Source organism: Pseudomonas sp. Marseille-Q1929, assembly GCF_017316265.1.
Taxonomy (GTDB): Bacteria; Pseudomonadota; Gammaproteobacteria; order Pseudomonadales; family Pseudomonadaceae; genus Aquipseudomonas.
This window is the reverse complement of the sequence record NZ_JAFLWU010000015.1, coordinates 51,914-74,371: the sequence shown is the minus strand read 5'-3', so window position 1 is coordinate 74,371 and position 22,458 is coordinate 51,914. Positions and strand designations below refer to the sequence as shown.

At 63.0% G+C, this 22,458-nt stretch carries 18 protein-coding genes; 13 read left to right on the top strand and 5 right to left on the bottom strand.

What is annotated here, in order from left to right; all coding sequences use genetic code 11:
* Window positions 1-230 precede the first annotated feature (230 nt).
* The 4 genes from cobJ to cobG are packed head-to-tail and all read right to left on the bottom strand — an operon-like array spanning window position 231 to window position 4,564.
* Window positions 231-1,868 carry a precorrin-3B C(17)-methyltransferase gene (gene cobJ, locus J1G37_RS17155; RefSeq protein ID WP_207043661.1) on the bottom strand — a complete coding sequence of 546 codons (1,638 nt, stop codon included), beginning with the start codon at window positions 1,866-1,868 and terminating at the stop codon, window positions 231-233.
* Complete coding sequence (locus J1G37_RS17150) at window positions 1,868-2,599, bottom strand: precorrin-2 C(20)-methyltransferase (protein ID WP_207043659.1); 732 nt, start codon at window positions 2,597-2,599, stop codon at window positions 1,868-1,870. The genes cobJ and J1G37_RS17150 overlap by 1 nt, the downstream gene beginning before the upstream one ends.
* The gene (locus tag J1G37_RS17145) at window positions 2,599-3,225 is read right to left on the bottom strand and encodes a precorrin-8X methylmutase (RefSeq protein ID WP_207043657.1); all 627 of its coding nucleotides are present in this window, start codon (window positions 3,223-3,225) and stop codon (window positions 2,599-2,601) included. Before J1G37_RS17145 ends, J1G37_RS17150 begins: the two co-directional genes overlap by 1 nt.
* Entirely contained in the window at window positions 3,218-4,564 is a 1,347-nt protein-coding gene (cobG, locus tag J1G37_RS17140; protein ID WP_207043655.1) for a precorrin-3B synthase, read from the bottom strand. Before cobG ends, J1G37_RS17145 begins: the two co-directional genes overlap by 8 nt.
* 38 nt (window positions 4,565-4,602) lie before the next feature.
* Here cobG and cbiE point away from each other — a divergent pair, with 38 nt between their 5' ends.
* From cbiE to J1G37_RS17075, 13 genes are all read left to right on the top strand, one after another.
* The gene (gene cbiE / locus J1G37_RS17135) at window positions 4,603-5,808 is read left to right on the top strand and encodes a precorrin-6y C5,15-methyltransferase (decarboxylating) subunit CbiE (RefSeq protein ID WP_207043653.1); all 1,206 of its coding nucleotides are present in this window, start codon (window positions 4,603-4,605) and stop codon (window positions 5,806-5,808) included.
* Window positions 5,805-6,524, top strand: a complete 720-nt coding sequence (locus J1G37_RS17130; protein WP_207043652.1) for a cobalt-precorrin-6A reductase — start codon at window positions 5,805-5,807, stop codon at window positions 6,522-6,524. Before cbiE ends, J1G37_RS17130 begins: the two co-directional genes overlap by 4 nt.
* A gap of 455 nt (window positions 6,525-6,979) precedes the next feature.
* Entirely contained in the window at window positions 6,980-7,288 is a 309-nt protein-coding gene (locus J1G37_RS17125; RefSeq protein ID WP_185705212.1) for a type II toxin-antitoxin system RelE/ParE family toxin, read from the top strand.
* The gene (locus tag J1G37_RS17120; protein WP_207043650.1) at window positions 7,285-7,572 is read left to right on the top strand and encodes an addiction module antidote protein; all 288 of its coding nucleotides are present in this window, start codon (window positions 7,285-7,287) and stop codon (window positions 7,570-7,572) included. Before J1G37_RS17125 ends, J1G37_RS17120 begins: the two co-directional genes overlap by 4 nt.
* 97 nt (window positions 7,573-7,669) lie before the next feature.
* Window positions 7,670-8,065, top strand: a complete 396-nt coding sequence (locus J1G37_RS17115) for a DUF2946 domain-containing protein (RefSeq protein WP_207043648.1) — start codon at window positions 7,670-7,672, stop codon at window positions 8,063-8,065.
* A gap of 46 nt (window positions 8,066-8,111) precedes the next feature.
* Window positions 8,112-8,594, top strand: a complete 483-nt coding sequence (locus tag J1G37_RS17110; protein WP_017738518.1) for a copper chaperone PCu(A)C — start codon at window positions 8,112-8,114, stop codon at window positions 8,592-8,594.
* Between the two features lie 11 nt (window positions 8,595-8,605).
* Complete coding sequence (locus J1G37_RS17105; protein WP_207043646.1) at window positions 8,606-9,007, top strand: DUF2946 domain-containing protein; 402 nt, start codon at window positions 8,606-8,608, stop codon at window positions 9,005-9,007.
* 93 nt (window positions 9,008-9,100) lie between these two features.
* Window positions 9,101-11,161 (top strand): TonB-dependent copper receptor, encoded by a 2,061-nt coding sequence (locus tag J1G37_RS17100; protein WP_207043644.1) that lies wholly within the window; start codon window positions 9,101-9,103, stop codon window positions 11,159-11,161.
* A 117-nt stretch (window positions 11,162-11,278) separates the two neighbouring features.
* A complete protein-coding gene (locus J1G37_RS17095; protein ID WP_207043642.1) occupies window positions 11,279-12,661 on the top strand; it encodes a PepSY domain-containing protein in 1,383 nt (460 codons plus the stop codon).
* Between the two features lie 150 nt (window positions 12,662-12,811).
* Window positions 12,812-14,920: a TonB-dependent receptor gene (locus J1G37_RS17090; RefSeq protein WP_207043640.1), complete on the top strand. Its 2,109-nt coding sequence runs from the start codon at window positions 12,812-12,814 to the stop codon at window positions 14,918-14,920.
* Between the two features lie 156 nt (window positions 14,921-15,076).
* On the top strand, window positions 15,077-15,859 hold the full coding sequence (locus tag J1G37_RS17085; RefSeq protein WP_207043639.1) for an ABC transporter ATP-binding protein: 783 nt from the start codon (window positions 15,077-15,079) through the stop codon (window positions 15,857-15,859).
* Window positions 15,856-16,803, top strand: a complete 948-nt coding sequence (locus J1G37_RS17080; RefSeq protein WP_207043637.1) for an ABC transporter substrate-binding protein — start codon at window positions 15,856-15,858, stop codon at window positions 16,801-16,803. Before J1G37_RS17085 ends, J1G37_RS17080 begins: the two co-directional genes overlap by 4 nt.
* Entirely contained in the window at window positions 16,800-17,810 is a 1,011-nt protein-coding gene (locus J1G37_RS17075; RefSeq protein WP_207043635.1) for an iron ABC transporter permease, read from the top strand. Before J1G37_RS17080 ends, J1G37_RS17075 begins: the two co-directional genes overlap by 4 nt.
* A 5-nt stretch (window positions 17,811-17,815) precedes the next feature.
* On the opposite strand, the gene J1G37_RS17070 is transcribed toward J1G37_RS17075, so the two are convergent.
* Window positions 17,816-22,423, bottom strand: coding sequence for a DUF4329 domain-containing protein (locus J1G37_RS17070; protein WP_207043633.1), 4,608 nt, complete (start codon window positions 22,421-22,423; stop codon window positions 17,816-17,818).
* Window positions 22,424-22,458: the final 35 nt, after the last annotated feature.

Here is a 22,458-nt window from a genome sequence, read left to right as displayed (position 1 = left end):
TTCTCCACAAACACCCCACATGGGGCTTGCCCTCACACTAGTCCAGTGGCCGCCAGGCTTTCCACGCCACAAACATACCTTGGCGCCACCCGCCAAAACCCAGCGTCCAGCAATCGCGCGGGGTACCTGCGGGGCTTCCGGATTTCATCGCGTAAAAAAGAAAAAGCCCCGGACAACCGCAGGTAAATCCCTGGGTCATTCGGAGCTTTCTGGCCGACGTGAGGTTGTTTTCAGGACGCGGGTTTCTCGCCGTACCAACGCGGCGTGTACACCCACTCGCCACCACCGGCGCGCGGGAACACGCACGTGGTGGATGAGCCGACCAGCACCATGGTGCGCATGTCCACTTGCTCAGGCGTCAGTTGCCCAAGGGTGGTGACACGCAGGGTCTGGCCCGGGCGCCCGATATCACGGCCCAACACCACCGGCGTTGCAGGCGTGCGATGCAGCGCGACGATTTCCAGGGCACGCCCCAACTGCCACGGCCGCGAGCGCGAGATCGGGTTGTAGAACGCCAGCGCCAGGTCGGCCTGGGACGCGAGGTCCAGGCGCTTTTCGATGATCGACCAGGGTTTGAGGTTGTCCGACAGCGACATCACACAGAAGTCATGCCCCAACGGCGCGCCCGCCTGGGCAGCGGTGGCGAGGGACGCCGAGACGCCCGGCAGGATTTGCAGGTCGACCTGATGCCACGCCGGATCACTGGACTCATGCAACGCCTCGATCACCGCCGACGCCATGGCAAACACACCCGGGTCGCCGGACGACACCACCACCACCGAGCGACCTTGCGCGGCCAGCTCGAACGCGTGGCGCGCGCGCTGCATTTCTTCGCGGTTATCGGTGCAGTGCTGCACCTGGTCGTCACGGAATGGCCCGGCCATGCGCACATAGGTCTCGTAGCCGAGCACGTCGGTGCAGCGGGCCAGTTCGGCCTTCACCGCTGGCACCATCAGCTCGGCCGCGCCAGGGCCCAGGCCGATCACGGCGAGGCGGCCACGCACACGGCCCACCTGGGACAGGTCCAACGGCTGCTCGGCAACGTTAATCACGATGTCGGCGTCCTGGCTGACGCGGGTAAACCGCAGCGGCACACCCAGCTCCAGCGCCGCTTCATGCAACGAGGCTTCGGCCATCTGCGTGTCGCTGGCCAACAGGCAGGCGAGGGATTGCACGGCAATGCCCGCGTCATGCAATGCCGCGCGCACACGCTCGGCCAACTGTGCGCCCGGCTTGCAGGTCACGCTGACGTTCTTCGGGTAGATCAGCAACTCGTTGGCGGCCGGCACACGTTCGGCACTGCCCACGTGAATCGCCAGGTGCGCCTGCTGATCCTGGGGCAAGTCGGCTTGATCCAGCCACGGCGCCGCGCCTTCGATGCGCACGCTGGCGCCGGCCAGCAGGTCGGAGACAAAGCGCTTGCCCAGCTCCAGGTCGGCCAGTTCATAACCGCTTGGCGGGTTGAGCAGGCAGGTGCCAAAACGCAGCTCGCCACTGGTGGTGATCGCAGCGGCCACGTTCAAGGCAGCGGCAATCTCCCGCGCCATCACGTTCACACCGCCCAGGCCACCGAGCAGCGGCACCACGGCGCTGCCGTCTTCGGCCACCGCCAGCACGGCAGGCTCTTCGCCTTTTTCCAGCAGCAGCGGCGCCAGGGTGCGGATCACGATGCCGGCGGCGCACAGCGCAATCAGCGGCGTGCCTTGTTGATACAGCTGACGCAGGGTCGCGCCGAATTCGCTGTAGGTCCGGTCCGCGCCTTCAACCCGTGCGGCCAAGCCGTGGATCAACGCGCCCGGGTACACCTGCTGGATCTTGCGCGCAGTGGCCAGGCTGCCCTGACCCAGAATGACAATCGCCGGATTCATCAACCTTGCCACCGTTCACCCGGCACGATGATCAGCGAGAAGTACGGCGACGACGACGGATCCACCTGGTCCAGCGGCACGATCTTTTGATTGGCCATGGTGGCGCGCTCCACATACAACGCGCGCCCGGCCAGGCCGAGTTCTTCCAGCACCTGGCGCACTTTCGGAAAGTTGCGGCCCAGTTTCATGATCACAGCGGCGTCGGCATCGGCCAGACGGCGCTTGAGATCGTCATGGGGCAACACGCCCGAGAGCACCGAAAGGCTCTGGTTGCGATACACCAGCGGCGCGCCGAGCACCGAGGCGCCGCCGAGCATCGAGCACACGCCGGGGATGACTTGCGCGTCGTAACGCTCGGCAAGGCGGTCGTGCAGGTACATGTAGGAGCCGTAGAAGAACGGGTCGCCTTCGCAGATCACCGCCACATCACGCCCGGCGTCCAGGTGCGCGGCCACATCCACACTGGCGGCGTCGTAGAAGTCGCTGATCACTTGCTCGTACGACATCGGCGCCGGCAAGGCTTCGGTGGTCACCGGGTACACCAGCGGCATCAGCGTTTGCTGTGGCACCAGGTGGTCCTCGATGATGCCGAAGGCGTTGCCCTTCTTGCCCTTGGCCACGAAGTACGCCACCACCGGCGACTCACGCAGCAGGCGCAAGGCCTTGAGCGTGATCAGTTCCGGGTCACCGGGGCCTACACCCAGGCCAATCAAACGTCCGCGCGCCTGCATTATTCGACCTCCGTGGCCAGGGCATTCACCGCTGCGGCGGCCATCGCACTGCCGCCCAGGCGGCCCTGCATGATCACGAACGGCACGCCACGGCTGTCAGCGGCGAGCATCGCCTTGGATTCGGCAGCGCCGACAAAGCCCACCGGGAAACCGAGGATCAACGCCGGTTTCGGTGCGCCCGCATCAATCATTTCCAGCAGGTAGAACAACGCGGTCGGTGCGTTGCCGATCACCACCACGCTGCCTTCCAGGTACGGGCGCCACAGCTCCAGGGCGGCGGCGGAACGCGTGTTGCCCAATTCGCGCGCCAGCTCCGGCACGCTGTCGTCGCGCAGGGTGCAGATCACCTCGTTGTTGGCCGGCAGACGTGCGCGGGTCACGCCTTCGGAGACCATCCGCGCATCGCACAAGATCGGCGCACCAGCGGCCAGCGCATCGCGCCCGGCCTTGCCCGCGCCTTCGGAGAATTGCAGGCCGTCGATGGCGTCGACCATGCCGCAGGCATGAATCACCCGCACCGCGAGTTTTTCCAGGTCGGCCGGGATGCGCTCCAACTTGGCTTCCGCGCGAATAATGGCGAAGGAGTTGCGATAGATCTCCTGACCGTCGCGGATGTAATCAATCATCGGTGTTGCTCCGTGGGCGGGCGCGCAGCAAGGCGCCCGTCGCTTCAATAGAAAGGGCATGCGCATGCAGCCGGCCAAAACCGGGCTGGGCTGCATCGCGAAAGTAGAGGTCGTAGTGGCCGGGGCTCACGGCCAGCAAGGTCACCGGCGCGGTGTGCGCGGCGGCGCAGGAACGCGGGCAGCCGGACAGGTGCACGTCATGCGCCACTTGCAGGGCGGCCAGTTGCACGGCGTCGGCCTTGGTGTCGGCCAGGGCCTTGCCGCAGCCGCTGGAACCGGTGCAGGCGGTCATGCGCGCCAGGGGCTGGTCGATCGAGCACAGAAAGCCCAGCTGCATGAGGCGTTCGGTCACGGCGTAGGGCTTTTCCACGTTGGGCAGCAGCACGCCTTGCCAAGGGGTGAAGCGCAACGTGCCGTCGCCGTAGTCGCTGGCCAGTTGCGCGGCACCCTTGAGCATCGTCGCGTCCAGGCGACCCAAGGGCGCGAGAGCGGCAACATAGAACTGATTCTTTTGCACCTGTGGATAAGTGCCGAGGTGCAGCAAAGCACCGCTGGGCAGGCGTTTGAAGCCGTCGGCCGGTAGCACCGGCAGGCTGAGGCGGCTCAACAACTTATCCACAGCCAAATGACGCATACGGGTTTGCTCTGGCGTGGCGAGGTCGAGAAACGCCTCCAGCACGGCCACAACCAATGCATGGCCTTGCTCCAGCGGCACGGCGGCCACCGGCGCATCCAGCCCTGGGCAACCGGCCAGGCCGAACGCGAGCAGCGTCTGGCCATTGCGTACGAACGCCGACAACCACAGGTCATGGTGATGTTCGAGCATCGCCAGGTCTTCGCCGCCATCCAGTTGCACGGCGAATTTGGCCGACAGCTCATGGAAACGCGGGTGGCTTTGCAGGGTATTGAGGATCTGTTCGGCCAGCGGGCGCGTGTCGAAGAGCATCTGCGGGTCGATACCGGCGCTGGGGCTGAGCATCAGGTTGCGCACGTCGTCGCCAGCGGCGTTGTTGGGGCCGAGGTCGGCCGCCAGCAGCATCGCGATCAACGCGCTCTCTTCGGCGCCGATTCCGCGTATCTGCAGATTGGCCCGGTTGGTCGCCTCGATCACCCCGCCCGCATAGGCCTGGGCCGCGTCTGCCACCGCATGGGCCTGCGCAGCGGTGATGGAACCGCCGGCCAGTTTGATCCGGCAAATGCCGCCGTCCAACGCCTGGACGATACGCAGCAACCCCGGACAAGCCGAGGGGCGCAAGGTATTCACAGCGGGCGTCTGTTTCACGGGGCTACCGGTCGATGGGTAAAGGCGCGGTATTATGCCTGCTTTGTCCGGTGGCATGAAAAGCCTGCCCGTCGGATGTCGCTCAAGGAATCTTTATGTCGCCCTGGCTGACGGTTGTAGGCATCGGTGAAGACGGCTTCAAGGGCCTGGGCCGCAATGCCCGGCATGCCCTGTTGCGCGCCACGCGGATTATAGGTGCTCAGCGCCAGTTGGACCTGTTGCCAGTGTGTATTCGTGGCGCGCGCGAGTTGTGGCCGAGCCCGTTTTCCCTGGAACCGGTGCTGGCGCGGCGCGGCGAGCCTGTGTGCGTGCTGGCCAGCGGCGATCCGATGTTCTACGGCGTGGGCGCGAGCCTGGCGCGGCAGGTGGCGGCGGATGAGCTGCTGATCTTGCCGGCGCCATCGTCGGTGTCGTTGGCGGCGGCGCGATTGGGCTGGCCGTTGCAGGACGTGGTGACGCTGTCGGTGGTGGCGCGGCCGTTGGCGGCGCTGAATGCGCATCTGGCCAGCGGCGTGCGGTTGTTGGTGTTGAGCAATGACGGGGGCAGTCCGGCGTTGATTGCGGCTTTGTTGGCCGCGTCCGGGTTTGGGCCGAGCCGCATTTCTGTGTTTGAACACTTGGGCGGCGTGGATGAACGGCGCATCGACGGGCTGGCTGTGGATTGGCAACACGCTTCAGTTGCCGACTTGAACCTGGTTGCCATCGACTGCGTGGCTGACCCACAGACTCAGCGCCTGTCACGTCTGGCCGGCTTGCCCGACTCGGCGTTCAAGCACGACGGCCAACTGACCAAACGCGATGTGCGTGCCATGACCCTGGCCCGCCTCGCGCCGATGCCCGGCGAATTGCTGTGGGATGTGGGCGCGGGCAGCGGCTCCATCGGCATCGAGTGGATGCGCGCGCATCCGAGTTGCCGCGCACTGGCGATTGAAGCCAATGAGGGCCGCCAAGGCTTGATCGAACACAATCGCGACGCCCTTGGCGTGCCTGGGCTGCAATTGGTTCGCGGCAAGGCGCCCGAGGCGTTGAACGGACTGGAAGCCCCGGACGCCATCTTCATCGGCGGCGGCGTCACCCGCGACGGCGTGCTCGACACCTGCTGGCAACACCTGCGGCCGGGCGGGCGCCTGGTCGCCAACGCCGTGACCCTGCAAAGTGAAATGACCCTGATGGACTGGCGTGCGCAGCATGGCGGCGAACTGACGCGCATCCACGTGGCCCAGGCGCAGCCGCTGGGGGACTTTGATACGTGGCGGCAGGCGTTGCCGATCACCTTGCTGGAAGTGGTCAAGCCACTATGAAACGCATTCTGCTGCTGGGTGGCGTGACGGAAGCGCTGGCGATTGCTCGCACATTGGGCCCGGAACATATCTACAGCCTGGCCGGTGTTGGGCGCGTGCCCACTGACCTGACCTGCCAAGTACGGGTCGGTGGTTATGGCGGCGCCCAGGGCTTGGCACAGTTTGTTCGGGATGAGGGCATCAGCCTGATTCTCGACGCGACCCATCCATATGCAGCACAGATCAGCCGCAATGCTGCCGAGGCCGCGCAGTTGAGCGGCGTGCCCTGCTGGGCCTTGCGCCGCCCGGCGTGGCAGCCGCAGGCGGGGGATGATTGGCGGGAGGTCAGTGATTGGGCTTCGTTGATTGAAGCGTTGAAACCCTTCAAGCGCCCGTTGTTCACGTTGGGGCGTGAGCCGTTGCAGCACCTTGATGAGATCCCGCCAGAGCAGTTCTGGACACTGCGTGCACTGGATGTTTATCCGGGCAATGAACGCTGTGAAGTGATCGGCGCACGCGGGCCGTTTCTGATCGAGGATGAGCGGGTGTTGTTTGAGCGGCGTGGGATTGATGTGCTGATCAGCAAGAACAGCGGCAGCACGGCGACGGAGCCGAAGCTGGAAGTGGCACGGGCGCTTGGGGTGCCGGTGTTGGTGTTGAAGCGGCCGGTGTTGGCTCAGGTAGATCGAGAATTCACCACAGTACCTGCACTACTACAGGCAATCACCACTCTCTAACCACCACAAATCCCCTGTGGGAGCGGGCTTGCTCGCGAATGCGGAGTGTCAGCCAACACATTGGGTGGCTGACACTCCGCATTCGCGAGCAAGCCCGCTCCCACACTTTGGACGGTGTTGTCAGGCTGCAGTTGTCGCTGAGCCGAAACCCTTGTGCACACGATCCGCCAGCAACTGCGCCAGCTCAATCAATTGCGCAACGCCGAGCAATTCCTCTCGTTTCGAGCCTTCCAGGTTAAACGCCAGATCGCAGCTCAGTGCATTGGTTGAGGTAAAGGTTTCGCAGAGAAGCCGAATCCACCTACAAACACTTCCGAACCAACTGGCTGGCTCAGCCAAAAGCCCCCGCCCTAACCTCCCCCACGCGGTTTCGCATCAGCTAGCCGCAATGGGGATGCCTGCGTTTGCAGTGCGTCGCAACTTGCCATCGTGTATCCCAAGGAATACGATCAGAGATGATTCATTTCAAGAAATCCAAGGAGTTTCAGGAGTGGCTCGTTTCATTACGCAGAAATCCTGCCCGCGCCCGCGTAATGACAAGGCTAGATAACGCAACGTATGGCAATTTCGGAGACTGCGTTTCAGTAGGAAACGGCGTATCAGAAATGCGCATCCACTATGGTCCTGGGTATCGGATTTACTTCACGCGTAAGGGCGATGTGGTTTACCTACTGCTGATAGGAGGCGATAAATCAACTCAGAAGCGCGACATCCAACACGCGAAGAAAATTGCTGAAGACTTTGAAAAAAGGAGTAACCCATGACTGAATTTACAGATTTCGACGTCGCGGACTACCTCAAGACCCCCGAGGACATGGCCGAGTACCTTGAAGCCGCTTTCGAAGAGGATTGCGGGGATGGACTGCTGATTCGTACGGCCCTGAACAACATCGCCCGTGCCCAAGGCATGACCCAAATCGCCCGCGACGCCGGCCTCGGCCGCGAAAGCCTATACAAAGCCCTATCCACCACTGGCAACCCCGAATTCGCAACTATCATGAAGGTCATGAAAGCACTGGGCCTCAAGCTTCACGCCACAGCGATCTGATAGCACTGCGACACCAAACCACACCACCCCTTTTTACTTATCCCCTACGATCAGGCTAAATACCCACCTGATCGTTTAACCCTACGGATTGTCCGCCATGGCCCGTCAACGCTTTGCAATCGTCTGGATCGCCTGCCTTGCAGTGCTGTTCAACGCTTTTGCCATGCCGCTGGCCAGCGCGATGCAAAAATCCCAGGACCCGGTGCAGCAATTGTTGTGGGGCAGTTTCTGCTCGTCCAATGGCGCCACGCTCAAGACCATCGCCCTGGGCCAGCTGGACATCCCGGCACCGCAGCAGGACGATCATTCCACCATGCAGCATTGCTGGTGTTGCTCGGGCTCGGCGCCATTGGTGGCGTTGCCGGGGCACGTGCCGCAGTTGTACTTCACCCAATTCAACACCGCTCAAAGCTTGCCGCCGCCCCGGCTGCAAAGCCCGACACCGCGCCAGCAATGGCCAAGCCTCAACCCGCGCGCCTCTCCAACGGTCTGATGTCTTCGCAAGTGAACTGCGTTTAGAACCGTTCTGGAGAACTGCCATGCTCAAATCTTCCCTGCTTCTGGCCGCGTTGTTGCTGCCGGTGTTCAGTGCTGCCAATGCCGATGACTACAAGGCCGGCGACTTGCTGGTCAGCGATCCCTGGTCCCAGGAGTTGCCGCCGAATGCGCCAACGGTAGCGGCGTACTTTGTGATTCATAACACCGGCGAAACGCCGGACCGCCTGCTCAGCGTCGAGACGCCAGTCGCCGACAAAGCCGAGTTGCATGAACACGTCATGCAGGGCGATTTGATGAAGATGCAGCAAGTCCCCAACGTCGCCGTGCCCGCCAAGGGCGAGCTGACCTTTGCGCCGATGGCCTACCACGTCATGCTGCTGGGCCTCAAAGACCGCAGCCTGTTGGCCGACGGCAAGCAGTTCCCGCTGACCCTCACCTTCGAAAAAGCCGGCAAGGTCGAGGTGGAAGTGTCGGTGCAAAAGGTGCCGCCGATGGCCGCCCACGAGCATAAACACGCCCACTAGGCCAACACTCGATGGGCGCCCCTCGCGCCAGGTTGTCGCCACACGCCCGCGTAACGCGCGGCAGTTGGATCAGCCTGTTCGCCATGCTGATGATCTTTATCGGTCCGCTGATTTCCCAAGCGATGCCGATGGATCATCACGCCGGTATGTCGATAAGCATGTCCATGGACATGCCGATGGACCACGGCGAATCCCATCACCCCAAAGCCCCTGACGAACACCACGCCCTCTGGGCCAAGTGCGGCTATTGCGACCTGCTCTACAGCTGCCCCGCCCTGCCCGGCGGCGTTTCCACGCTCACCCTCGGCGCCCCATCGCCGGCCACCGCCCTCACCCCCGCCACGCGCCTGGGACATGCCCGGCAGAGCATCTTCCCCGGCGCCCGCAGCCGTGCGCCGCCCATCGTCTCGTAAGCACTTCACAGCGTTACTTCACCCCGGCCGACTTTAGACAGACAGCCGCAGGCTGCTGGCCGTGTTGTTTACGATTGATTGATGGAATTTGTCATGTCCAGGTTTACTGCTGACTCCCGTTTGGGATGTACCCCCGTGTTCGCCGTTCTGTGCGGCGCACTCTGGGTGCCACTGGCTCACGCCGATGAACACGAACTGAGCCCCACCGTCATCACCGCGATTGCCCCCAGCTCACCGCTGACCGTAATCACCAACCCCAAGGACCCGCGCCAACCGGTGCCCGCCAGCGATGGCGGCGACTACCTCAAGACCATCCCCGGCTTCGCCCTGGTGCGCAACGGCGGCACCAACGGCGACCCGGTGCTGCGCGGCATGTTCGGCTCGCGCCTGAATATCCTCACCAATGGCAGCATGATGCTCGGCGCCTGCCCCGGCCGGATGGACGCGCCCACCTCGTACATTTCCCCGGAAACCTACGACAAGCTCACCGTGATCAAAGGCCCGCAAACCGTGCTCTGGGGCCCGGGCGCTTCCGCCGGCACCGTCCTGTTCGAACGTGAGCCGGAGCAGTTCGGCGAGTTGGGCACACGCCTCAACGCCAGCGTGCTGGCCGGCTCCAACGGGCGCTTCGACAAGGTCATCGATGCCGCTGCCGGTGGCCCGCTGGGCTATGTGCGGGTGATCGGCAACCAGGCCCACGCCGATGACTACAAGGACGGCAACAACGACACCGTCGCCTCGCGCTACGACAAGTGGAACGGTGACGTGGCCGTTGGTTTCACCCCCGACGCCGACACCCTGCTGGAACTCACCGCCGGCCGTGGCGATGGCGAAGCGCGCTACGCCGGACGCGGCATGGACGGCTCGCAGTTCCTGCGTGAAAGCCTCGGTTTGCGCTTCGAAAAATCCAATATCGGCGAGGTGCTGGACAAGGTCGAGGCCCAGGTCTACTACAACTACGCCGACCACGTGATGGACAACTACAGCCTGCGCACGCCGTCCGGCACCGGCATGATGGCCGGGCCGATGGCGTCCAACGTCGACCGTCGCACCCTCGGCGCGCGGATCAAGGCCACCTGGCGCTGGGCCGATGTGCAGCTGATCAGCGGCCTGGATGCGCAGACCAACGAACACCGCCAGCGCAGCAGCATGGGCATCGACACCTACAAGGACCTGCCCCGGGTCAAGGACGCCAACTTCCACAACTACGGAGTGTTCGGCGAACTCACCTGGTACGCCGCCGACCGCGAGCGCCTGATCACCGGCGCTCGCCTGGATCGTGCGTCTGCCAAAGACTTCCGGCAAACCAGCGGTTCCGGAATGATGAAGCGTCCCAACCCGACAGCCGACAACACCCGCGCCGACACCTTGCCGTCCGGCTTCGTGCGTTATGAACACGACCTGGCCGACAGCCCCACCACCCTCTACGCCGGCCTGGGCCATTCGGAACGCTTCCCAGATTACTGGGAGCTGTTTTCGCCGAACACCGGCGCAGCGGGTGCGGTGAATGCCTTCGACGGCGTGAAACCGGAGAAGACCACCCAACTCGACTTCGGCGCGCAGTACAAATCCGCCGACCTCGAAGCCTGGGCCTCGGGCTACATCGGCCGCGTGCAGGACTTCATCCTGTTCGACTACAAGCCCGGGATGATGGGCACCACCTCCCAGGCGCGCAATGTCGACGCGCGCATCATGGGCGGCGAACTGGGCGCGGCGTACAAACTCACGCGCCACTGGAAAACCGACGCCACCCTCGCCTACGCCTGGGGCAAGAACAGCAGCGACGGCAAGGCCCTGCCACAAATGCCGCCGCTGGACGCGCGCCTGGGCCTCACCTACAGCGAAGACGACTGGAGCGCCGGCGCCTTGTGGCGTGTAGTCGCAGCACAAAACCGCATCGACCAGAACAAGGGCAACGTGGTCGGCAAGGACTACGACAAGAGCGGCGGCTTTGGTGTGTTCTCGCTGAACGCGGCGTACCGCATCAACAAAAACTTCAAGGTCAGCACCGGTGTGGACAACCTGTTTGGCAAGGCCTACGCCGAGCATTTGAACCTGGCGGGCAATGCCGGGTTCGGCTACCCGGCCAATGATCCGCAGGCCATCAAGGAGCCTGGTCGCACCCTGTGGACCAAGGTCGACATGAGCTTCTAAAAGCATCGCGGGCAAGCCCGCTCCCACAGTTTGGAATGCATTCCCCTGTGGGAGCTGGCTTGCCTGCGATGGCGGCCTGACTGACTACAATAAATTTAGCGTTGCGGAGCACCCCTGATGAGCACCCCAAACATCTCCTTCTACAACCTGGCCTGGCGCTGGCACTTCTACGCCGGCCTCTTCGTCGCCCCCTTCATGGTGCTGCTGGCCCTGACCGGCATCATCTACCTGTTCAAACCCCAGCTCGACCCGCTGATGTACGGCGACTTGCTCACCGTCCCGGCCGCCGAACACGCGCTGACCGCCGACGAGCAGCTGCAACGCGCCAAGGCCGCCTACCCCCAGGCCGCCATCAGCAAATACCTGCCGCCCGCGACCACCACCAGCAGCGCGCAGTTCGTGATGCACGATAAAGGCCGCGAAGTGACGGTATTCATCGACCCTTATCGCGGCAGCGTCCTCGGTGAACAGGACGCCAAGTACAACCTGCAAGCCATCGCCCGCGCGCTGCACGGTGAGCTGATGATCGGCACCGTCGGCGACCGCCTGGTGGAGCTCGCCGCCGGTTGGGGCGTGATGCTGGTGGTGTCGGGCGTGTACCTGTGGTGGCCGCGCGGCAAGTCGCCGGGCGGTGTGTTGTGGCCGCGTTTCAGCAGTCGCGGCCGCGTGTTCTGGCGCGACCTGCACGCCGTCACCGGTTTCTGGGGCGCCGCGTTGCTGCTGGTGATGCTGCTCAGCGGCATGACCTGGACCGGCTTCTGGGGCAAGCAATACGCCGACCTGTGGAATAAATTCCCGGCGGCGATGTGGAACGATGTGCCGCAGTCCGACCAGCAAGCCCGCGTGCTCAATACCGCGAGCCAACAGACCGTGCCCTGGGCCATGGAAAACACGCCGATGCCGATGTCCGGCGACCACGCCGAGCACATGAACCACGGCGCCATGCACTCGGCTCCCGCCGCACCAACGTTGCGTCTGCAACAGGTGGTGGACCTGGCCAACGCGCGCAAGGTCGAGCCCGGCTACAGCATCACCTTCCCCACCACCGCCGAAGGTGTGTTCACCGTCGCGGTGTTCGCCGACGACCCGCGCAACGACGCCACCCTGCATGTGGACCAATACACCGGCAAGGTCCTCGCCGATGTGCGTTGGGCGCACTACAACACCGTCGCTCGCGCCACCGAAACCGGGGTGATGCTGCACGAAGGCAAGATGTTCGGCTGGGTCAACCAACTGATCGTGTTGCTGATCTGCCTGATGATCCTGCTCAGCGCCGTCAGCGGCGTGGTGATCTGGTGGAAGCGCAAACCCCAGGGCAAGCTCGGCGTGCCGCCGCTGCGCCATGACCTGCCGAAGTGGAAAACCGCGATGGTGATCATGCTCGGCCTGGCGATTGTTTTCCCGCTGGTAGGCGCGTCGTTGATCGCTGTGTGGGCCTTGGATCGCCTGGTGCTGTCACGGTTTTTCAACCGACATGAATCTGCCTCAGGTTCGACATGAAACCCGTGAGATGCCCGCCATAGAGCACTTCTGTAGCCTTGCGCGACGTTTTGCCGCGCAGCGAATAAGTGTTAACTTATAACACTTACTGCGTTATCGTTGCTCGCCGCGCCCTGCGGCGAGCACCCTGCCAAGAAGACTGATCAACCGATGAACAAGTACCTCGCGTCCGGGCTGTGCCTGCTCGCCCTGCACACCAGCGCCCAGGCCCTGACCCTGCCCGCCAGCCCCGTTACCGCACCGGCTGTGGACGATGAACACATCGACCTGAAGACCCCGACCACCGCCGGTTCGCGCCTGAACCTCACGGCCCTGCAAACCCCCGGCAGCGTCGAAAGCCAGACCGGTGCGCAGATCCGCGAGCGGGGCGACGCCAGCGTGCAGGACGCGATTTCCCGCGCCACCGGCATCAGCCGCACCGGCACGCCGGGCGACGGCGGTACCTCGTTGTCGGCCCGCGGTTTTACCGGCCAGGGTTCGGTGATGCAGCTCTACGACGGCAACCGCATGTACATGGGCATGGGCACCTCGACCTTCCCGGTGGACACCTGGGCGGTGGAACGCGTGGACGTGCTGCGCGGCCCGGCCTCGGTGCTGTACGGCGAAGGCGCCACTGGCGCGGTGATCAACACCGTGCCGAAAAAGCCGTTCGAAGGCGAGATCGAAAACCACATCCGCCTCGGCTATGGTTCTTATGACCGCCAGCAACAGGCCCTCGACAGCGGCGGTTCGCTGACCGACAACCTGAGCTATCGCCTCAACCTCAACCGCCTGCGCAGCAACGGTTTCATCGACCGTGGCGACTCCAGCAGCGACTTCATCAGCGGCGCCCTGCGCTGGCAAGCGGCGGACAACCTCAGCTTCACCCTCGCCAGCGACTACGGCGACCAGCGCCCGCAAAACTACTTCGGCACGCCGCTGATCAACGGCCAGTTGCACAAGGGCCTGCGTGACAAGAACTACAACGTCCGCGACGACATCCAGCACTACAACGACCAGTGGACGCGCCTGACTAGCGAGTGGCAGATCAGCGATAACCTCAGCGCCAGCAACGAGCTGTTCTACCTGAAAAACCAGCGCCGCTGGCAGAACGCCGAGAACTACAACTTCACCGACGGCCAGCTCACCCGCAGCGGCAACTACGGCATCAAGCACAATCAGGAACAGGTCGGCGACCGCCAGACCTTCACCTTCAAGCACACCCTGTTCGGCCTCGACAGCCAGACCGTGACCGGCGTGGAATACAACCGCATCCGCTTCCGCCTGGCCAGCAACTCGCCGTTCGCCGACAGCTTTGCCGATGGCCAACCCATCGACGTGAACCATCCGGCACCCGGCCAGTTCGCAAGCGACAGCGCGTTCCAACCGCTGTTCGCCACCACCACCAAAACCGTCGCCGGCTTCGCCGAAAACCGCCTGCAACTCACCGATCAACTGGCGCTGGTCACCGGCATCCGTCGCGACTACGCCCACGTCGACCGCGACAACCTGCGCACCGGCGAGCAGTCCGACAAAACCCTCACCGGCAATAACTGGAAAGCCGGCCTGGTCTACGCGATCACCCCGGACACCTCGCTCTACGGCCAGTACGCCACCAGCACCGACGGCGTCGGCGGCCTGATTTCCCTGAGCCCCGGCCAGCAGCAGTTCGACCTGTCCACCGCCAAGCAAACCGAGATCGGCATCAAGCAAGCCTTCTGGGACCAGCGTGGCGAATGGACCCTGGCCGCGTACCACATCGTCAAAAAGAAACTGCTCACCGACGTTCCGGGCGACCCGAGCCGCCAACAGCAAGTCGGCCAGCAATCCTCCCGTGGCCTGGAAGCCAGCCTCGACCTGCAACTGCCCCACGCCTGGGCCCTGCAAGCCAACGCGGCGCTGGTGCATGCGCAGTACGACGACTTCAAGCAGGACGTCAACGGCGTACAAGTCTCCCGCGACGGCAACCGCCCGGTGGACGTGCCGCGCCGCACCGCCAACCTGTGGCTGAGCAAGGCCGTGACCGACGACATCCGCGCCGGCGCCGGCGTGCGGTATGTGGATGCGCGGTATGCCGACATGGCCAACCAAAATGAGCTGCCGAGCTATACCGTGGTGGATGCGACGGTGTCGTGGAAGGCCATGCGCAATACCACGTTGGGGCTGCAATTGAATAACCTGTTTGATCGCACCTATGCCGTCAGCCAATACAATGACGGCCAACAATGGATTCTGGGTGAGCCGCGCTCGTTCTTCGTCACGGCGGACTACACCTTCTAACCGAACACACCACAGAGCCCCATGTGGGAGCTGGCTTGTGTGGGAGCTGGCTTGCCTGCGATGCAGACACCTCGGTGTAACAGCTGCACCTCTGTGATGCTATCGCAGGCAAGCCAGCTCCCACAGTTTTGATCTGTGTTGCACTTGAGAGACTTGATGACATCGCTAACCCTCACCGACCTCAACTGGTCCCCAACCAGCCACTGCCATCACCAGTTCCACCTGCGTGACGCCAGCCTGCAGGTCGGTGCGGGGGAGTTCGTCGGCCTGATCGGCCCCAACGGCAGCGGCAAGACCAGCCTGTTGCGTTGCGCCTATCGCTTCACCCAGCCGGCGCGTGGCGACGTCGTGCTCGACCACCAGAACGTGTGGAAACAAAGCGCCAAATGGTGCGCGCAACGCATCGCCGTGGTGCTCCAGGAATTCCCCGATGCCTTCGGCCTGCGGGTGGATGAAGTGGTCGCCATGGGCCGCACGCCCCACAAGGGGTTGTTCGATGGCGACACCGTGCACGACCAGCAGTTGGTGCAAGACGCCTTGCGCTCCGTGGGCATGCACGGCTTCGAAGAACACGCCTTCGCCACCCTTTCCGGTGGGGAAAAACAACGGGTGATCCTCGCCCGCGCCCTGGCCCAGCAACCGCAATTGCTGATCCTCGACGAGCCCACCAACCACCTCGACCCACGCTATCAGCTTGAGCTGCTGCGGCTGGTCAAGCGCCTGGGCATCGGCACCCTGGCCAGCATCCACGACCTCAACCTGGCCGCCGCGTTCTGTGATCGCCTGTACGTGATCAACCACGGCTGCATCGTCGCCAGCGGCACGCCCCATGAAGTGCTGACCGCCGAATTGCTGCGCGAGGTGTTTGGCGTCGAAGCCTTGATCGACCGCCATCCCTTGTCCGACTACCCCCGAATCACCTGGATAACCCAACCATGATCCTGCGTTCCCTGCTGGCTGTAGCCTTGTTGTCCGGTGCCGCTGAAGCATTCGCCGAGGCCACCCATTACCCGGTCACCGTCAAAAGCTGCAACCGCGACGTGACCTTCCAGGAAGCGCCCAAGCACGCCGTCAGCCACGACATCAACATGACGCAGATGATGCTCGCCCTCGGCCTCAAGCCGCGCATGGCCGGCTACAGCGGCGTGACAGGCTGGAAGTCGGTGACGCCGGAAATGGCCAACACCCTCGACGGTCTGCCGGAGCTGGCGAGCAAGTACCCGTCGGTAGAAACCCTGCTCAACGCCAACGTGGATTTCTTCTTCGCCGGCTGGGACTACGGCATGCGCGTCGGCGGCGACCTCACGCCGAGCAGCCTGCAACCCCTGGGCATCAACGTGTACGAGCTGACCGAATCCTGCGCCTTCGTGATGAAGCGCCCGGCCGCGACCCTCGACGACACCTATAACGACCTGCGCAACCTGGGCCGGATCTTCGACGTGCAGGACCGCGCCAATACCCTGATCGCGCAGATGCAGGCCCAGGTCGATGAGGTGCAAAAAGACCTGCCCGACGACAAGCCCCGGGTATTCCTCTACGACAGCGGCGAAGACCGCGCCATGACCTCCGGGCGCCTGGGCATGCCGCAAGCACTGATCGAGGCAGCCGGCGGAAGCAACATCCTCGATGACGTCGACGCCAGCTGGACCCGCGTCAACTGGGAAACGGTGGTGGAGCGCAACCCGCAGGTGATCGTGATCGTTGACTACAGCGAAATCACCGCCGAGCAGAAGCAGCGATTCCTGCTGAATAACCCCGCGTTGCAAGGCGTGGACGCGATCAAGAACCAGCGGTTTATCGTGATCCCCTACGTGCAGGCCACGCCGGGGATCGACAACGTGCTGGCCGTGGAAACCCTGGCCAAGGGGTTCCACGGCGAATGATCTCCCGTCGATACGCCTTGCTGCTGGTCGCCCTCGCGGCGCTGTTGCTGGTTTCCTGCGTCCTCTCGCTGGGCTTTGGCCCGGCGCGGGTGCCGGTGGACGTGGTGTGGCGGATCATGCTGTACAAGGCCTTTGGCATCGGCGAGGTGAATTGGCCGGCGGGGCAGGAACATATCGTCTGGCTGATCCGCGTGCCGCGCATGCTGCTGGGGGCATTGGTCGGCGCCGGTTTGGCGTTGATCGGCGCGGTGTTGCAGGCGGTCACGCGCAACCCGCTGGCCGACCCGCACCTGCTCGGCGTGACCTCAGGTGCGACGTTGGGTGCGGTGATCGTGGTGCTGCATGTGGGTGAAGTCATCGGTCTGCTGACCCTGCCCAGCGCCGCGTTTATCGGCGCCATGCTGAGCATGCTGGTGGTGCTGGCGGTGGCTAGCCGCAACGGGCGACTGGACAGTGATCGCCTGCTGCTGTGCGGCGTGGCGGTGTCGTTTGTGATGATGGCGGCGGCAAACCTGCTGCTGTTCATGGGCGATCATCGCGCCGCGTCGGCGGTGATGTTCTGGATGCTTGGCGGCCTGGGCCTGGCGCGCTGGGAATTGCTGGCGATTCCGGCCGCAACGGTACTGTTGGGTCTGCTGGTATTGCTCGGCATGGCGCGTGCGCTCAACGCCCTGATGGCCGGTGAGCAGACCGCCGTAACCTTGGGCCTCAACGCACGCGCCGTGCGCTTGAAGGTGTTTCTGGTGGCCTCGCTGATGACCGGCGTGCTGGTCTCCATCAGCGGTTCCATTGGTTTTGTCGGCCTGATGATCCCGCACATCGCCCGGCGCCTGGTGGGCGCCGAGCATCGCCGATTACTGCCGGTATGTGCGCTGCTCGGCAGCCTGTTTCTGGTGTGGGTAGACGTGGCGGCACGCACACTGATCGCCCCAGAGGACTTGCCGATTGGCGTGGCCACGGCGGCGATTGGCGGGTTGTTTTTTATCGGGCTGATGCGCAAGCGCTGAACAGGTCAAAGCTCGTCTTTTATATGTCCGTACCAAGGTTCATCCTCACCTGAACTCGGTGCAGCCCACTCCTCGCCCAACGTCCCCCGCCGCATCCAGAAGGTATCGGTCACCAACACCGACAGGTTGCCCAACCGGCGCAATTGGCTGACCAGCGCACTTGGCGAGGCAACCGGCCCGACCTTGAGTAGCGTCGACTCTGCACTGGTCAGCGCAGGTACGTACTTGAGCAACGCACCGCCCCGACAAGACAGATAAATGCACTGGGCGTCAGGAAGATTGCTGATGACCACCGACAGGTAGGCACTAAGGTCCTGCGTCGAGGCAAAATTGGGCAGCAGCCTGCTATCCAGCGGTTTGAGACTGCTGGCGTACGAGATTGACTTATAGAAAGCATGCACCGCAGCAATTTTGTAGCCATGCAAGTCATTACCGGCCGGCACATCGAACCCCGCGCGCCCAGGCCAAAAAAAGCGATTCAGCGTGCTCTTGTCGAACCCGAGCCGATCTTCCACCGGTTCAATCGCAACAAACGTCGATAGCCGCGGCGGCACCAGCACTGCCCCCAGATACGTCTTCGCGCTAAACGGCCCGATCAATTGCTGCACATAACGCGCGGCGTCATCGGCATAGAAAAACAGAGGCCCACAGAACGAGTGAAAGTAGGGGTCACTGGTAAAGCTGTGCGCGGCCCGCCGGGGTTGCCACTGCGCGTTGACCCGCTCTTTTCGCCCCCATATTTCACTCGTGAGTCGAATGCGCAGCTCGCCTGCCGCAGCCAACTCACGTACGTAGTCGAGCACTGTCGACTCGCCATTTCGCAGTAGGGCGGTGTACCGGAGCAACGTCTTGAACAACTCAGACATGACCACTGTCTTGGGCATCTGATACCAGAGCAATGCACCATCAGGGCAAAGCAGGTACACCGGCAACGGCTGCACCTGCGCATTCTCGGGTTGGGTCACGACCGACAGCGCTTTGGCGATGCGCGCGGGCGCAAAGAAGTGCTCCGACATTTCATCACTCTGCGCGCCGATCGCCTCAGTCGACCCGCACAAGTAGACGCCCAGCAGATAGAAGCCTTGAGGGACTTTGCCGTCAACAAAGAACGACCTCAAATCCTCAAAGTGCTCCCTGCGAAGGGGCGCTGTTACGGTGTAATGCTCCCGCCCGAATGCCCGCAGGACATAGCCGATTTCGACATGAGCACCCGATGTCCGCCGGCGTTGAAGGTGGCGTACGGCATCCAGCGCTCGGCTAAACACAGGGCCACACGGCGAGTCGGCAGACACTTGAATAATTGCCCGTGGATCGGGGCGATATTGGTTAAGCGCAAACCTCATTTTCAACCGCCTCGGGCTGCCCCATAAGGTGTCGCCCTGGACCACGCGTAAGTCGCCGGCTTCGGCAACGGTATCGGTGAAATCCTTGGGTAGCAGGGCTTGCGCGCGCAGCTGCTGTTCGACCGGGTTGTCGACAAAATCATCCTTGAGCTGCTCATGCGCGCCCAGACGTCGCTTGAGCAGTGTTTCCTCGGTGGAGCCGGATGCCTGATAGCTGAGTATCGACCCCGTGGGGCCAAAGACGTATTGGCGTTTGGCCTGAGTTGTCTGCTGCAACAGATGAGCCATGACCTCAGTGGGCACCATGCCCTGGTAAACCGCTTTTTGCGTGGGTGAGAGCAGTATCGGCACCTCTCGCTCCGGCAAGGATCGGTAGGTGGCGACGAGGGTGCTACCGGCCGGGAAGAGCCCGGTGGCAATCGTGGGGTCAGGAAAGATCCATTTCAGTGTCTCTCCGTGTGCTGGAATCAACAGGGGCTCCGTCGCCACAAACAGGCCATTGAGCAATTGCAGGATGACTCCGCCATACGTGCGCTTATGCCCATTGCCCACCAATGCCTGCGCGTGGCGCGCGGCATCATCGGCAAACGCATAGCACGGGGTCAAGCGGCGCGGCGCAATGTGTTCATAGCCGTTCCAGGCCGTACCGACCAGCCCAGTCTTGTCCCAGTACTGGCTGATACGCACCACTTGCAGGTCACCTCTGGCCGCCCAGTCTCGGATAAATGCCTGCGGTGTCTTCGCCCCGGAGGCCAGTTGGGTTTTTGCCTGCCCCAGTAACCGGTCGGCCTCACCATTCTTTTCCAGGTTGATAGGTGACGGCCGGTACCGTAACAGCGCGCCGTCGAGCATGGAAAAGTAAATCGCCAGGCGTGTTTTTTCATCCTCCAGGGCGCGCGTGAGCGACGCCAACAAGACCTCGGGAATGACGAAATGCTGTGTTAACCAACCAGAGGCGCCTACCAGCCGGCGAGGCGACCATTGCTGCGAACGGAATACGGCCTGCAGCTTAAACTCAGCGGGCAGCTGGTAGCTGTCCCGCCGGTGTACACGGGGAAACAGGCTGTTCAGCTCGAACAGATCGTCTACAGAACGCGCACCAACCACTTCGGTGGCGATGAACTGTGGCCGGCTTTTATGCTTGAGCACAAAGGCAAAGCACGCCTCTTGAGGTAACCGCCGCCCCTGCACCCGCGCGTGCAGGTCTCGAGCCGCTTCATCGGCGCTGGCAAAGATACCGCCATAGGTCACGTAATCAAGCGGGCCGGATCGCGGTGCATAGGTGAAGTTGGGCGACCAATCGCTGTAGACCACCGAGCGCGGCCCCCATAACGCATTGCCCTGAATGATCTTGAACTCCCCCGACTCCGCCAGGCGCCGCACCCAATCGTCAGGCCGGATCGCCCCACGATCAAGGCGCCGACTCAGGCTGTTATCCCCGGCCTCAGGGCCGATATTGGCCAGCAGCAAGGCTTCTTGCGACGACTGATTCGGCGTGTACTCCAACAGGCAATCCTCAGCCCCGGACAAGTACGCCACCCGTCGATCCGGAATGATCGAGTACATTTCTTCGGTGGAAAACACCTGCAAATTGATCAAGGCTTCGTCCCGTGACCAGCCCCGCTGTTTGACCCATTCGGGGTCGACCATCGACAGCGCCGTGTGGGAGCCGTAGCGGGCATGCAGCTCGTAAGACTCTGGCGGAATCAGCGGGCCGACCTCGTTCACCGGAAAAAACAGCGTGGACGCAAACGGATGCGCCACACTGGCCAACGGTTGGGTGATCACAAAGTGACCATCCGTGCCTTTTAGTACATAGCCACCGTAGTAGAAGCTGCGTTGATGCCCGACTTGCTCATGGGCATACATCGCTGCATCACGGGCGGAGAAAAACGTGTGGCTCAGCGTTGCCGAATTAATGTTGCTCAACAACACAGAGCGGCTGTCCACCTTGCCGACCTCCCGCCACAGCCCTCCGGGCTGCGCCACCCACAGCTGCGTGGCATCGATCACCCTGCGCACATAGTTGCGCGGGCTCAAGGTGCCTGCCGTCAACGCCGCCTGGGCGCCGTTATCATTGAGGGTGCCGTCACTCTCGCGCTTGAACAGTTCGGTGGACAGGGTCGCCGAAGGTACCTGGAGTTGGAGGAGTGTGTTGTCCAAGGCGCGCATGTACAGGTGCAACCAACGGCTGGGGGCCTGCAGCGCCTCAGTGCGTTGCCCCTGTTGAATCGCCGCGACCACCTGTGCCGGGGAGAAAAACGCGCTGGCGAGCCAGTCTTCCCGGGCCGGCATCTGCTCTTTGACAGACCAGTCGCTGAAGTAAATGCCCTCCAAGCGATACTCGGCGGGCAATTGCGGCGTACCGTCAGCCCCTTTTGGAAACACCGCATCCAGCGCAAACAAAGGTGCGCGCCTGGGGGATGCCAGCGTGGCCACGTAGCGTTCCTGGGTGAGGTGCTTGAGCACAAAACCGACCTGCCCCTCTTGCGCCGGCGAAGGTAGCGCCGTCATCACCGCCAGCTTCGCCTGAGCGAAGACACTGGAACACAACGGTTGCTCGGTGACCTCGGTGGAGGTAAAGGGTTCGAACACCCCCCAATCGGCGGGCACCCGCCCGACGGAGCCGCCCCACCATTCGGTCGCCACGATAAAGCTCAACGAACCGAAGCTGGCGACTTTCTTGATGAACTCATCGAAGGGGCCGTAAACCCCGACAGGGTTGTTGGCGGGTTTTCCCGCCTGCACCCACAGCGCAAAACTGCGTTCCGCCGGCGAACCGCTGGGAGTGTGGCGAATCAGCGAACCGTCCGGGCCGGACAAATAAGAAGACGGGAAAAAGTCGCGGTCATGCACATCCGCGTAAAAGTCCACACCGGAGAAAAAGCCCAGGAATGCTTTTGTCATACGCTCATCGAAACCGGGGTTTTGACTGCTGATATGTGCATGCTGCGCAGGATGGGAGTGGTAATTGGCCACACAGGTATAGCCGGGTGGCTGCTGATAGTAGCCATCGTCTCCCAGCGCCAAAATATCGCGCAGGTCAAATTGCATAGCCCCACTTTGGAAGGGGTAGCTTGCGAAATACAGGCCGGCTGAATCGCGCACGATCACCCCGCCGTACTCCACATCACGGCGTTCGCCGATGTGCAAATGCGCCCAGTAGGCCGCATCGGCCTCCTTGATAAACGCCGGGCTCAACGTGGGCAGCCTTCCAGCCCCACGGTTCGAACTGGCGGCCCGCTCTTCGCGGGACAATCTGATAGCCATGACAACTCCTTGAAAGAATGCCGAGGCAAAACGCC

Bases quoted from the DNA above. Each gene is read 5' to 3' on its own strand.
- J1G37_RS17080 (WP_207043637.1), top strand. From the start codon at position 15,856: ATGATCCTGCGTTCCCTGCTGGCTGTAGCCTTGTTGTCCGGTGCCGCT.
- J1G37_RS17095 (WP_207043642.1), top strand. From the start codon at position 11,279: ATGAGCACCCCAAACATCTCCTTCTACAACCTGGCCTGGCGCTGGCAC.
- J1G37_RS17130 (WP_207043652.1), top strand. From the start codon at position 5,805: ATGAAACGCATTCTGCTGCTGGGTGGCGTGACGGAAGCGCTGGCGATT.
- cbiE (WP_207043653.1), top strand. From the start codon at position 4,603: ATGTCGCCCTGGCTGACGGTTGTAGGCATCGGTGAAGACGGCTTCAAG.
- J1G37_RS17090 (WP_207043640.1), top strand. From the start codon at position 12,812: ATGAACAAGTACCTCGCGTCCGGGCTGTGCCTGCTCGCCCTGCACACC.
- J1G37_RS17145 (WP_207043657.1), bottom strand. From the start codon at position 3,225: ATGATTGATTACATCCGCGACGGTCAGGAGATCTATCGCAACTCCTTC.
- J1G37_RS17120 (WP_207043650.1), top strand. From the start codon at position 7,285: ATGACTGAATTTACAGATTTCGACGTCGCGGACTACCTCAAGACCCCC.
- J1G37_RS17070 (WP_207043633.1), bottom strand. From the start codon at position 22,423: ATGGCTATCAGATTGTCCCGCGAAGAGCGGGCCGCCAGTTCGAACCGT.
- J1G37_RS17085 (WP_207043639.1), top strand. From the start codon at position 15,077: ATGACATCGCTAACCCTCACCGACCTCAACTGGTCCCCAACCAGCCAC.
- J1G37_RS17105 (WP_207043646.1), top strand. From the start codon at position 8,606: ATGGGCGCCCCTCGCGCCAGGTTGTCGCCACACGCCCGCGTAACGCGC.
- J1G37_RS17150 (WP_207043659.1), bottom strand. From the start codon at position 2,599: ATGCAGGCGCGCGGACGTTTGATTGGCCTGGGTGTAGGCCCCGGTGAC.
- J1G37_RS17125 (WP_185705212.1), top strand. From the start codon at position 6,980: ATGATTCATTTCAAGAAATCCAAGGAGTTTCAGGAGTGGCTCGTTTCA.
- J1G37_RS17100 (WP_207043644.1), top strand. From the start codon at position 9,101: ATGTCCAGGTTTACTGCTGACTCCCGTTTGGGATGTACCCCCGTGTTC.
- J1G37_RS17110 (WP_017738518.1), top strand. From the start codon at position 8,112: ATGCTCAAATCTTCCCTGCTTCTGGCCGCGTTGTTGCTGCCGGTGTTC.
- J1G37_RS17075 (WP_207043635.1), top strand. From the start codon at position 16,800: ATGATCTCCCGTCGATACGCCTTGCTGCTGGTCGCCCTCGCGGCGCTG.
- cobG (WP_207043655.1), bottom strand. From the start codon at position 4,564: ATGCCACCGGACAAAGCAGGCATAATACCGCGCCTTTACCCATCGACC.
- cobJ (WP_207043661.1), bottom strand. From the start codon at position 1,868: ATGAATCCGGCGATTGTCATTCTGGGTCAGGGCAGCCTGGCCACTGCG.
- J1G37_RS17115 (WP_207043648.1), top strand. From the start codon at position 7,670: ATGGCCCGTCAACGCTTTGCAATCGTCTGGATCGCCTGCCTTGCAGTG.